Genomic DNA, 11,233 nt, shown 5'->3' on the forward strand with positions numbered 1-11,233 from the left:
GTCATCTCAGTATTGGTCCGTTCTCGCCCCGTGCAGTGCGAAGGTCAGCAGTGCTGGTGTCTCACCCCATCCTGACGCACAGGGAGCTCGCACAGACTTCAGTTCCTGTGGGCTGAGCTCCCGACATATGAGCGGATCGAGGAGCAGATCGCGATCGACGTGGCCCGCGGCTATCACGGAGACGAGCTTCGAGTTGCGCTCGCACGTCGCGGATACGACGACGGTGGGGCGCTGACTGAGCTCGCAGGGTCGTATTCCCTGCCAGCCGAGGCGGCTTCGCTCCTTGTGGATCACCCGTCGGACTCCGTCCGGGCTGCACTCGCCAGGAACGAGGCGCCCACCGTGACCACCTCGATGCTCGACAGCTTGTCCGAGGACCGATCCCGGGACGTACAGCTTGCGGTCCTCGAGAATCGCAACATCCCAGAGGCAGCCCTCATGCGGTTGATCAAGGATCGGAACTTGAGGTCGTCCGTCATCGCGCGCGGAAATCTGAGCACCCAGCTAATGGTCGAACTCGAGAAGGACGAATCGACACGACGGGACGTCATCGATCGCCTCGACAACAATCCGATGGGCTGGGGAAGGAGCCAATACGGTACGCCACCGGACGACTTCGTCGAACTCCTACGCACATGGGCACACTCTCCCAATCAGCACACGCGGATCGCTGTCTCCCGAAACGCCGCGACGCCCCTGGAACTCCTCGAGGAGCTTGCGGGCGATGAGACCCTCGCCGCCCATGTCGCGAGTGGCTTCGGGACAAGCATTGCCAACAATCATTGGTCGGATGGTTTCCGACTGGGGAAGATTGGCTGGTACAAGCGGTACCTAAGCGACAGCGACCTGGCGTTCATGGCCGCTTCTTCAAGCCCGACCTTGAGAGCGGCGCGCGCTGGGCGACACGGAGGTGACGCGACGGTACTGGATCGGCTCGCAGGGGATCCTGAGCCGTCTGTCCGCACGGCGGTGGGCCAGGAGCGAATGGGTCGGATTCTCACAGCTCTTGGTACTTGCGGATGACGACGACGAGGTCGTCCAGTCGGCGGCCACGCAATCGATTCGAGATCTGCTGCGCAAAGACCAGGAGCCATATAAGGAGTGGTCCGGAGAGTGGCTTCGCGATCAGACCAACTTCGCGCCCTACTTCCCGAGAGCGCACGATGGTCACGTCGACATGTCATTGATGCGGCGCGTGTTCCTCCCGGGTGAGCCAACCTGGCTGTGCTCTGCTGCCAACCTCGACCGTCTAGCTCGGTCAAAGAGCGCTGGCGTTCGCGCGGCCGTCGCGGCGTTCCAAGGGAGTTACGAACCTCGCGGCATGCTCAGCTACTCCCTTAATCTGGATACCTTGTTCGGACTGCTTTCCGATCCTGATGAAACCGTCCGTATCGCCGCCTATGGCAACACTGGAAGCTCTGCGGTTGCTGTAGCGCGCCGAGAGGACATCGCTGAACAGGCACTCGTTGAGTACGCGCGTTCATCGAGTGACGCCGTGCGCTCGGCCGTCGCCTCCAATAGCACTGCGCCCGCACCCGTGCTCGCGAACCTCGCACGCGACCGCTCAGCCGAAGTCCGTGTGGCCGTAGCGATGAACCAGTCCACACCACCAGCCGCGCTTGAGGCGCTTACCCGAGACGACGACGAGGACGTCCTGCTAGGCCTCCTGGGCAACCCCAACTCGCCGACAAGATTCATAGAAGCACAAGCTGATCGCACTGGCGACTACGGCGAATGGGAGCGGCAACGCAGGATCGCCGCCAATTCGAGCGCGCCGGCCGACGTGCTCCGCAAGCTCGCTTACAGCAAGCGAGCGGATGTCCGGCAACTCATCGCTCGACACCCAGCCGTGCCGGCGGACACGCTGGAGATTCTGGCCTTCGATGAGAACCCACAAGTGCGCGACGCCGCGTCGAGACCAGATGTCGTTGCGAAAGACGGTCAAACCGAATGAGCGACTACTGGGTGACGATCGGCCTCGCCGCTCTCATCGGGGTCGTCGTCGGTGCGATCGTCAGCGTCTGGAGCGTCACCAGGAACATCGAGCACAAGTCCGTCATTGAAGAGCGGCAGAAGTGGCGAGACGCATTGCGGGAGCTGATTCCTCGTCTTGTAGACGCCGCCGATCAGGACGACCGCAAGAGGGTGCGAAACTCAATCATCCTGCGACTCAACCCATATCAAGACCAGGCAGCGATGCTCGTCGTCGACCAGCACGTCGAGAATCCATCGCATCAGAGCGGTCTGCTCGTGGTGGCCCACTTTCAGGATCTGCTGAAGCGAGATTGGGAGCGCGCCAAGATCGAAGCGAGCTTCCTCCCCTTCTGGGCGAGGTCAAGGGCTGACAATCGAGTTCGTCGCCAGGCTCACGCCGCCGACCGAGCAACACCATCGGAGTCGTCCGACGCGGCCTCAGCCGGCTCGTAGTCGGGTCACTTTCGCAGGCTAGGTCGAGAGTCGCCGACGACCTTCCACCCCTCGTGTAGCGCCTCGGCGGCGAATCCTGGTCCTTCAACTCGGCAACGACCACCAACAGTTCGTGGATGTCTCCTGAGACACCCGACTTGCGCATAAATGCTGGATCAAGGAATCGCATCAGCCCCATGTCCGCACGCAGCTTCTTGAGCTTGGCGGTGTCGTGGTACCCGTCCGTGAACCGCTGCCGCAGCTCATCGAGGAACATCGGGCCGATGACCTTCATGATGTTGGTCTCGGTGGTGTAGTGCTCGCCGAGCTCACGCCGAGCGGTCTTGTCTTTGACGGCCTGGAAGAGGCTGCCGAAGATGGCCGGCGAGATCGCCGACCAGTTGAACATTGCAGCCGCGATCAGCCGGTCACGCATGCCTGCGTCGAACGACGGGATCGACACCGATTCCTCGAAGACTCCACCGTTGACGTAGGGGAATCGCGAGATTAGCTCGTCGAGGTTTGACTGCCGACGAGACGGCTCACGTCCCATGACCTGGTACAGCAACGACAGCTGAGGCCCGAGGTCGGAACCATCCGTCGCGGTGCGGGTCTCGAGGAACTCGAGGAACAGATCGCGATCCCACACTCCGGCGTCATCGGCGTAGAGGGCGAACAAGGTGCGCACCAGGAACACCGACGCCTCGTGATCGTCGTACCCAGACCCCTCGAGGGCCTCGTAGAGGGACGCCATCAGCTTTGCCGCTTTGATCGACGCAGACTCCTGCGCCTTCGATCCGAAGGTGCGCTCACCGTACCCGGCGAGGAAGGCGAGCACGTCAGCGCGATCCCGCATCTGGGTCAGGGCGAACTCCTGCACACCCTCGCTCTCAGCGTGGAGATCGAGCAGACGGAACCGGCGGAAGTCGCTCGTGATTACCCACCGAGGAACCTCCGGGTCAGGAAGGTCGTCAATGTAGTCGAGCGCCTGCTGCTCAGCCGCGACGAGATCCTTGCCGGCGGACTTCATTTCGATCAGCGCGAGACCAGGGATCAGCGCGTCGATGTATCCGCGCGAGCCGGTCGACGAGCGCTTGACACGCTTCTCGTAGAACGCCGCGCGGGTCTGGGTTATCCCGTACACGCCGAGCAGATCCCGGACGAAGGACTGCGCTTGCTGTCGCTCGTCGCCGGGCTCGTCCTGCCAGTCACGGGTGAACTGCGCAGCGCGGGCTCGGATCTCATTCATCGACAACGACTTCGGCACGATCCCAACGCTATCCGGCCAGACCACTCGCACCCGGTACTACCCGACCTCCGTCCGCAGCGTGGCGGCTGCTTGGCGCCACCACCACAGCGACGACGACGACGACGTCTTGACATGAGCGCCGACTGATTCTAGGGTAGTGAATGTCACATTCACCACCTGAGGGGGTCATCATGCGCGCGTTTCCCGTGAACCGCGACACCATCGACCTGTTGGTCACCGCCGCCTACATTTCCACACCCGCCTACCGCAGCAGCACTCCGCGCGAGCTCGCCGAGAACGCCGACCGGATGGGTCAGAGCCTCTGGGATGAGAACTACGCGAGCGTCAGCTACGCGATCAAGCAGCACATCGCCGCACCGCGCTACGAATGGCAGCCGGTCGCCGAGATCGTCCCCCATGCCGATGACGAGCAGGCGTTGCAGATCGAGCGCAGCCGTCTACTGCTCGCCGAAGTCTCCTGCCATCACCCCGGATGGGATCAGTCCCCTGCGCGTGACCTCGTCGAACGCCTCGGCGACGCGATCGCGCGACGGTTCGCTCACCGCCCGCTCGTCGACTCCCCGGACCACCTGGGCGTGAAGGAGTATGAGGGCCTGCATCGCGCCGCCGAGGTCTGGGAACGGGAGATCGGATTCCGCCACCCTCTCACGCACGACGCGGCCGCGCGGGAAGGGAGCCGGCCATGATGCTCACGATCATCCACGCGGCCGCGGAAGGCACCCTCATCGAAGGGACCAGCCGGGGCGACGGCACGGCCGATACTCTCAAGGCCAACGGCTGGCGGTGGAGCCGGGCGCTCGGATCTTGGTACATCCCCCACTCCCGCGACCGCGAACCGAAGATCGCGATCATCAACCGCACCGCCGAGCAGCTCACCGCTGCCGGGTTCGTCGTCGAGATCTCGATCGACTATGAACGCCGGGCCGCGGCCGTCGTCGAGGCTGACCTGGTCGACCGCAGGAACGATCGCGCTGCCGCCCTGGCGGTGCGCGCAGATCGACGACACCAGGACGCCACCGAAGAGGCAGAGCGCGCGGCCCGCGCGCTGCGACGCCTCCCCGAAGGTGGCGAGCCCATCAAGGTCGGACACCACTCGGAGGCCGGCCACCGCCGAGCGATCGGCAAGGCGGACGCGGCGATCCGCCGCTCCATCGACGCCGACGCGGCGGCACGGCGCGCCCAGGTGCGTGCCGACGTCGCGGCCGCGGCGACCGATGCACGGTATGCGCCGATCACCGTGGCGAACCGGATCGAGAAGCTCCGCGCAGATCGCGCCGGCATCCGTCGACGTCTCGACGGGTCAAGCCGCACCCTTCCTGGCGGGTATGTCGAGGTCACGGCTGCAGCCACCGGCGCCTACGCCGAACGGCTCGAGAGGGAGCTGGCCGCGACCGACGATCAGCTCACCTACTGGCAGGAGGTCCGCGCCGAGCAGGTCGCGACCGGCGCGGCCACCGACCACAGCAAGGACACCATCAGCGTCGGCGACCAGATCAAGTACTTCGGCGCCTGGTGCACCGTAACCCGCACCAACCCGAAGAGCGCCACCATCGTCGACGCCTACGGCCACCGCGGCACAGTCCCTTACACGCACATCCGCGAGCACCGTGCCGGCCAGAGCGGAGCGATCTCATGACCATCGCCGCCCGCCCCCGCACGATCCCGGAGCCCACGACTCGTTGGCTCCGCCGTCTCGTAATCGCGCTGCTGTACATCGCAGCCGCGGTCCTCTCTGGGTGGCTCGGGATCCTCGCCGCGCCGATCCTCGATCGCATCATCGTCACCGCCGCGGCGGTGATCCTCGTCCCCATCACCATCGCGCTCGTGATCGACTTCTTCAGCAACCCAGATTGAGCGTCCGATGCCCGCCTACAAGGTCCAATGGCAGCAGCGCGTCGACGTCACCGCCACCGTCACTGTGGAGCTCGACGAGCTCGCCGACTGGGCATGCGAGCATCTCGGGCTGCGCACCCTCGAGGCCGGTGCGCCGGCAGGCGCGGCGCCGGCAGGGGTTCGGATGATGCTCGAGCGGAACGGGCCTCTGCGGGAGCAGCTGCTGCAGCGGTGGGCAGCGGCGCACATGCCGCACAGATGATGTCCCGCTCCGATGAGCAGAGCAGAGGCCCCACCGGCGAAGAGCTGCCGGTGGGGCCTCTGTCGTCAATCACGCGAGCCGTTGCGCGAGCTCGTCGATCTTGTCGGGACGGAAGCCCGACCAGTGATCCTCATCCGTGATGACGACCGGTGCCTGCAGGTAGCCGAGCGACTTGACCTGTTCGAGCGCTGCGGCGTCTTCGCTGAGGTCGACGACGTCGTACTCGATTCCCTTAGCATCGAGCGCGCGGTGTGTCGCGACGCACTGTACGCATGATTTCTTGGTGAACAGCGTGATCGTCTTGTCGCCGTTCGTCAGTGTGGTTGTCATGGGTGATCTCTCCTCCTTCCTGGGTCTCGTTTGCTGAGCATGGCGGGCAGCTCAGACACGGGCAGCCGCGCGGCGCTTGAGCCACACGATGAGCGCGATCGCACCGATCAGGATCGCGAGGATGACGAGGATCTGTCCCCAGCCGAGGCCGACGCCGTCGACGACGGGGATCGCCACGGTTTCACCCTGCTCGAGCAAGTGGTACTTCAACATCCACGCGCGCAGCGGATCGAGGAACATCCCCAGCGACACTGCGCCACTGGCCAGGACGAGCACGGCGATCAGCAGCAGCGAGATCCAGTCGTCTTCCGACACGCTCTGGTTCGACACGCGATTCATCCCTTCTCTCGGGGCCGGTAGGCCCGCAGCATCATGACGGCCACGACGATCAGGCTGCTTCGGGTCGGCGGTAGCTGATCACCGAGTTGTCGAAGAGCGTCAGCAGCCCGTCCTCACCGCTGTCGAGGTCGCGGTATTCGATCGCGAGGTACTCGTCGTCGACGACGTCGGGCTCCACTCCTTCGACCACTCCCCACAGCCCCAGAGTCGCGTCGACGAGCAGGAGATCTCCGACCTCGAGCTCCACCGCGGGGCCCTCGAGGGATTCGCCGTATCCGTCGCCGTCAGCGGCCGCGTCGACGTCCGGTGCATCGTCGTCGACTTCGGGCACGAACCGGACCCGTTCACGAGAGTCCAGTGGGGTGACATTGGAGGGTCGAAGCGCGTCGTGCTTGGTCGTCGACGGTACCGATGCATCCCAAGCGACAATCTCGGCCGAGGACCACTGGAAGTAGTCGGGCTCGAGCTCCTCCCCCTCGCCGTCGTCGGTGAGCTCCGCTTCCGGGTCGCGCACCATCATCCGCTCGTAGTCGGCAGCGTCGGGACGCAGCGCCGCCAGGTGATCCCAGTCCGCCTTGTCGGTGGAGTCGAGCTTGGCGGGGTCGGGGGTGTAGAACGCCTGAATCTCGACGGGCTGAGATTCGGCGTTCAGAGTGACACCGCGGCCACGCTTGTTGCGAGGGATCGCGACACCGACCGCGAAGCTGTCCCACATCATGTTGGCGCCCTGCGGGGAGAGACGACCGAAGCTGACGCGGGCGCCGAAGTTGTCTCGCATCTCACCGCCGAGGAACTCGACGTCGGGGCGCTGCAGACCGAGCAGGATGTGGATCTTCGCCGACCGTGCCAGTCGCGCGAGATCGGAGAGCAGATCGAGAACGGGGGCCTGCGCCGGCGCACCCTTCGGCTTCACCGTCTTGTACCAGCGCTGCACGCGCGCCTTGAACGTCGCGTACTCGTCGATGATCAACGCGAGGGGGTCGAAGTCCTCGAGCCGGGCCGTGCCGTTCTCGAGCTGCGAGTACCGCTCCTCCATGAGCTCGTGCGCAGCGTGCAGCATCCGCACCTGGTGCTCCACCCGCGCGCCGACGAGCTCGACGTTGGGCCAGTCCCGGAATCCGGCGAACTCGATCCGCTTCCCATCGAGTACCCACACCCGCCAGTGAGCGTGCGCGAGATGGGTGAGCACCGTGTGCTGGAAGCTGGTCTTTCCCGATCCGGTTCCACCGATGACGAGGCAATGCGGGGAGACCGCCGGATGCCACGACTGGATCTGACCGTCTTCGTCAGGACCGATCGGGATCTTGAACGCCTTGTAGGCGGCGTGGGTGAGTGCGGCCGCGGGCTCCACTTCGTGCAGGACCATGTCGGGCATCGTCGGTCGGACCTCGAACGTGATCTTGTCGCCCTCGAGATCCCAGTGCGCACGCCACCGGCCAGGGAGCATCGAGGAGACCACCTTCTCGACCTGGGAGCGCCGCGCCGCGATCGCCATCTTCGGTCCCACGTTGTGCTTGACGTCGATCTTCGAGACCGAGCCGTCATCGGCACTCTTCACCGAGACGCTCGCGGTCGGGTCGATGACCAGCTTGACGACCTCGATCGCGCGCTGCTGCTCACGGGAGACCGGATCACTCACGGGTGCGAGCTCGACGACGAGCACGCACCGCCTCGAGTTGTGCTTGCGTACCCGGTACTCGGCACCAAGCCTGCGTGCAAGGCCTGCGAGGATCTGGTCGACGAAGCGGGGGTCGGTGTCATCGACGTGCGAGGCGTACCGGATCTTGATGCGCTCCGGGAGGCCCACCCATCCACGAGTCCACTTCACCGGCACGACGAGAGCACGGGTTGGCTGTGCCGCACCGAGCATCGGAAGGACCGCCTCGATCGCCGGGTCCATCCGCCCTTCCCGTTGGAAGGTCCGCACGCCGGATGCGACCGCGCCGGCGGCGAGCAACACGGCCACGACCCACACCAGCGGGATCAGATCGGTGAACGGGCGCACCGCGTTCAACCCGGTGGCGGCGGTCGCCAGTGCGATGCACAGCAGCGCCGGGATGATCCCGGTCAGCTGACGCCGAGGAAGAACACCCAGAGCCACCGTCGCCGGTGCAGGTGGGCGCGCCGGCGGACGAGATGCCACACGAGTTGTCGTTGCCATTCGAGCCTCCTGAGTGGGCCGAGTACTTCACGACCCTCTTGCGAGGTATAGGCCGGAGATCTGCTCCTTCGCGGACATCGCGGATTCTCCCCGCGTCTGACGCACTCGTGATGTCCCCTGTGCAAGAGTGTGCTCGAGGAGATCGCCACGGCGGCTGGAAAGGGTTATTGCGCCACATCGCGGCGCAGACCAGCGCAATACCTCCGCCACACCCGCGCTTGACACGGGTGATAGGATCAAGCCCGATCGGCGTTCTGCCGCAGGCACGGTTGTCGAATCGAGCTTGAACCCCTCCCCCTGGGAAATATTTCCAGCAGGCACACCCGCGCAGTTATGTGTCGTGTCTCACTCCAGTTGTCCGATTCTCACGGACCTGTCGAGTCGTCTCACTCCACTTGTCGGATTCTCACTCCAGTTGTCCGATGCTCGGCGCGCCGCGTAGTGCTGCTTCGAGGCGGGAGCAGCAGGGTCGGATTCGTGACAACTCGTGTGAGACAGACCGCTCTGCCGGGACTGCACCGCGAATGAGAGAAGTCCCGGTCAGCCCATCCGAGATCCGACAAGTCAAGCGAGATCCGACATTATGGCGCAATACTGCGCCGCACATCGGCGGCATACTGCACCGCACACCCGGTGCAACACGTCGCCGTGGCGCGGAGTCGGGTCAGTCGTTGGAGTCGGTCGGCGGGGTCTGCGCCTGTCGCCGGCGCTCCCACTCGCCTCGCAGCCATTCGCCCTGTCGTTGTGCTGCAGCGCGGCTGATCCCTCGCGCCTTGGCCGGCGCCGGCGGGAACGGGGCACCCTCGTTGTAGAGCTGCTCAAGGCGGTCGGCTTCCCGCATGAAGGCGACCTCGACGAGACCGGCCAGCGCGGGCGCACCCTCCGGCTCATCCCTCGTCGACCACCACGCAGCCTTGAGGCGCGCGTGCAGCGCGACCGGCAGGTAGTAGGTCTGATGGCGGTATCCCGCGGCTCCTCTTGGGTTCACACCCTGGGCACGGTCGGGGGCAGGAGGGAAAGGGGAGCCGGCGTTGTAGAGCTGCTCGAGGCGGTTGGTCTCGCGGCCGATGGCGACCTCGACGAGACCGGCCAGCGCGGGCGCACCCTCCGGCTCATCCCTCGTCGACCACCACGCAGCCTTGAGCCGTGCATGCAGCGCGACCGGCAGGAAGTATGCGATCGAGCGGTAGCCGGTGGCCGACACTGACCCGGCGGGTCGGTCGGTGTCACCAGCGGCGTTGACATCTGTTGAGGGCACGAGTCACCGTCTGGGTGGGAGAGGCTTCGGCCCCGTTTCGGGCCGGGGCTGCCCCCAGCCTACAGGCCGGTTTCCAGGCCGTCAGGAGGGTTACATGCCGCGAGTTGACTCGGTTTTCCAGGGGGGTCAGAGGCGTCGGCAAGTGCCGTCTGTGGGACAGATCTCGATGCCATACAGGCGGAGGAACTCTTCGGGGTTCACGTAGCCGGCGTACTGCGAGGGGGCACCGAGTGCAGTCGCCTCCTGCAGCCCGGCGACGGCCTGATTCGTCGTCCCGTTCTTGTTGACGGCCAGGTGCAGGTGGCATCCCCCACTGGGCGGCACGTTCCCGACGACACCGATCTGCTGGCCGGCGGTGACGGTGTCTCCGACGTCGACGAGCCGCTCGCTCTTGTACATATGCAGGTAGGACACCACGAACCCATCGGGGTGCTTGATCGACAACCACAGTGAGCTGCTGAGAGTCACCGTGCCCGGCAGGACCGCGTAGACAGGGTCGCCGCACGGGTTTGGCCAGCGCTGCAGGTCGATTCCGACATGCCAACTCGACGCACCCGGAACGGTGATGTCGCGCGGCCCGTAGCCGGAGGTCATCTGGTAGCCGGCCGCAAGGGGGAAAGCGGCCTGCCCGACGACAGTGCTGCTGTCGCAGCTGATCGACCCGCCGACCGCGGTGATGATCTGCTGTGCTGCGGGCTCCCACTTGTCGTAAGCGGTCGGGTATGCGGAGACCTGCACGGTCTGCGCGGCCTCCCCCAGCCCCATGTCCTCCCAGCCGGGGATGTCGAGCAGCCCACGCGGCGATCCGCCGTTGGGGCCCTCCTCGCCGCCGAAGAACGCCTTGGCTGCGTAGAGGGGGTCCATGAGCTCCTCGACGGTGCCCCAGCCCGACACACGCTGCTGGTAGTAGTTGACGGAGTCGTGGTCGCTGCCGACCGCGTCGTGCGGGTAATCGAGGGACTCAGGCACGGAGGAGTTGGCGTACATCTTCAAGCCGGACTCCTGCAGCGCGGTCATGATCGCGATCTGCTGGCCCCGCGCGGACACGCCCAGTGAGCGGGCGACCGAGAGGATGGTGGCCGCGTGGCCGAGCTCCGTCGCACCGAGGGTGCGGGTCGATCCTCCTGTGGTCTGGACCTCGAGCTTGTCGGTGGTCAGCGACCCCGCGGTGCACTGCGACGACCCACCGCCGGAGGCGCCGGCGATCGCCATCATCAGGAACATCGTGTAGCCGGCGAAGAGCACCACCGGCACCAGCACGAGCGCGATCACCCAGAGGACGACCTTGCGCGAACCACCACCGTCCCCGTCGTCTCCCCCATTGACGGCGCCGGCGACGTCGGCAGAGCGCTCGAGTACTCCCGATGCGGACAT

The 11,233-nt window shown here is 65.6% G+C and carries 12 protein-coding genes; 6 read left to right on the forward strand and 6 right to left on the reverse strand.

What is annotated here, in order from left to right:
- Nucleotides 1–342 precede the first annotated feature (342 nt).
- Both AUV07_RS17555 and AUV07_RS17560 read left to right on the forward strand, forming a co-directional pair.
- Nucleotides 343–1,023 (forward strand): hypothetical protein, encoded by a 681-nt coding sequence (locus AUV07_RS17555; protein WP_157523966.1) that lies wholly within the window; start codon nt 343–345, stop codon nt 1,021–1,023.
- A gap of 298 nt (nt 1,024–1,321) precedes the next feature.
- The gene (locus tag AUV07_RS17560) at nt 1,322–1,954 is read left to right on the forward strand and encodes a hypothetical protein (RefSeq protein WP_157523968.1); all 633 of its coding nucleotides are present in this window, start codon (nt 1,322–1,324) and stop codon (nt 1,952–1,954) included.
- A 216-nt stretch (nt 1,955–2,170) separates the two neighbouring features.
- Here the strand turns inward: AUV07_RS17560 and AUV07_RS08010 are convergent, their stop codons facing one another.
- Nucleotides 2,171–3,673: a type IIL restriction-modification enzyme MmeI gene (locus tag AUV07_RS08010; RefSeq protein ID WP_197462130.1), complete on the reverse strand. Its 1,503-nt coding sequence runs from the start codon at nt 3,671–3,673 to the stop codon at nt 2,171–2,173.
- A gap of 173 nt (nt 3,674–3,846) precedes the next feature.
- Here AUV07_RS08010 and AUV07_RS08015 point away from each other — a divergent pair, with 173 nt between their 5' ends.
- From AUV07_RS08015 to AUV07_RS08030, 4 genes are read left to right on the forward strand one after another with little or no spacing between them, the layout of a single operon-like run.
- The gene (locus AUV07_RS08015; RefSeq protein WP_005052752.1) at nt 3,847–4,362 is read left to right on the forward strand and encodes a hypothetical protein; all 516 of its coding nucleotides are present in this window, start codon (nt 3,847–3,849) and stop codon (nt 4,360–4,362) included.
- Nucleotides 4,359–5,312, forward strand: a complete 954-nt coding sequence (locus AUV07_RS08020) for a DUF3560 domain-containing protein (RefSeq protein WP_005052750.1) — start codon at nt 4,359–4,361, stop codon at nt 5,310–5,312. Before AUV07_RS08015 ends, AUV07_RS08020 begins: the two co-directional genes overlap by 4 nt.
- On the forward strand, nt 5,309–5,530 hold the full coding sequence (locus AUV07_RS08025) for a hypothetical protein (RefSeq protein WP_005052747.1): 222 nt from the start codon (nt 5,309–5,311) through the stop codon (nt 5,528–5,530). The genes AUV07_RS08020 and AUV07_RS08025 overlap by 4 nt, the downstream gene beginning before the upstream one ends.
- A gap of 7 nt (nt 5,531–5,537) precedes the next feature.
- Nucleotides 5,538–5,771 (forward strand): hypothetical protein, encoded by a 234-nt coding sequence (locus tag AUV07_RS08030; RefSeq protein ID WP_005052746.1) that lies wholly within the window; start codon nt 5,538–5,540, stop codon nt 5,769–5,771.
- A 69-nt stretch (nt 5,772–5,840) separates the two neighbouring features.
- On the opposite strand, the gene nrdH is transcribed toward AUV07_RS08030, so the two are convergent.
- From nrdH to AUV07_RS08055, 5 genes are all read right to left on the reverse strand, one after another.
- Nucleotides 5,841–6,101: a glutaredoxin-like protein NrdH gene (gene nrdH, locus AUV07_RS08035; protein ID WP_005052743.1), complete on the reverse strand. Its 261-nt coding sequence runs from the start codon at nt 6,099–6,101 to the stop codon at nt 5,841–5,843.
- Between the two features lie 51 nt (nt 6,102–6,152).
- Nucleotides 6,153–6,431 carry a hypothetical protein gene (locus tag AUV07_RS08040; protein ID WP_139833205.1) on the reverse strand — a complete coding sequence of 93 codons (279 nt, stop codon included), beginning with the start codon at nt 6,429–6,431 and terminating at the stop codon, nt 6,153–6,155.
- A 58-nt stretch (nt 6,432–6,489) separates the two neighbouring features.
- Nucleotides 6,490–8,601, reverse strand: coding sequence for an FtsK/SpoIIIE domain-containing protein (locus AUV07_RS08045; RefSeq protein WP_005052740.1), 2,112 nt, complete (start codon nt 8,599–8,601; stop codon nt 6,490–6,492).
- Nucleotides 8,602–9,265: 664 nt separating this feature from the next.
- On the reverse strand, nt 9,266–9,859 hold the full coding sequence (locus tag AUV07_RS08050) for a hypothetical protein (protein WP_005052738.1): 594 nt from the start codon (nt 9,857–9,859) through the stop codon (nt 9,266–9,268).
- Nucleotides 9,860–9,985: 126 nt separating this feature from the next.
- On the reverse strand, nt 9,986–11,233 hold the full coding sequence (locus AUV07_RS08055; protein WP_062635263.1) for a M23 family metallopeptidase: 1,248 nt from the start codon (nt 11,231–11,233) through the stop codon (nt 9,986–9,988).

This window comes from Microbacterium sp. CH1, assembly GCF_001595495.1.
In the GTDB taxonomy this organism is placed as follows: domain Bacteria; phylum Actinomycetota; class Actinomycetes; order Actinomycetales; family Microbacteriaceae; genus Microbacterium.

Coding starts and splice junctions, on each gene's coding strand:
- AUV07_RS17560 (WP_157523968.1), top strand. CDS start 1,322: ATGCTCAGCTACTCCCTTAATCTGGATACCTTGTTCGGACTGCTTTCC.
- AUV07_RS08015 (WP_005052752.1), top strand. CDS start 3,847: ATGCGCGCGTTTCCCGTGAACCGCGACACCATCGACCTGTTGGTCACC.
- AUV07_RS08020 (WP_005052750.1), top strand. CDS start 4,359: ATGATGCTCACGATCATCCACGCGGCCGCGGAAGGCACCCTCATCGAA.
- AUV07_RS08025 (WP_005052747.1), top strand. CDS start 5,309: ATGACCATCGCCGCCCGCCCCCGCACGATCCCGGAGCCCACGACTCGT.
- AUV07_RS08030 (WP_005052746.1), top strand. CDS start 5,538: ATGCCCGCCTACAAGGTCCAATGGCAGCAGCGCGTCGACGTCACCGCC.
- nrdH (WP_005052743.1), bottom strand. CDS start 6,101: ATGACAACCACACTGACGAACGGCGACAAGACGATCACGCTGTTCACC.
- AUV07_RS08045 (WP_005052740.1), bottom strand. CDS start 8,601: ATGGCAACGACAACTCGTGTGGCATCTCGTCCGCCGGCGCGCCCACCT.
- AUV07_RS08055 (WP_062635263.1), bottom strand. CDS start 11,233: ATGTCCGCATCGGGAGTACTCGAGCGCTCTGCCGACGTCGCCGGCGCC.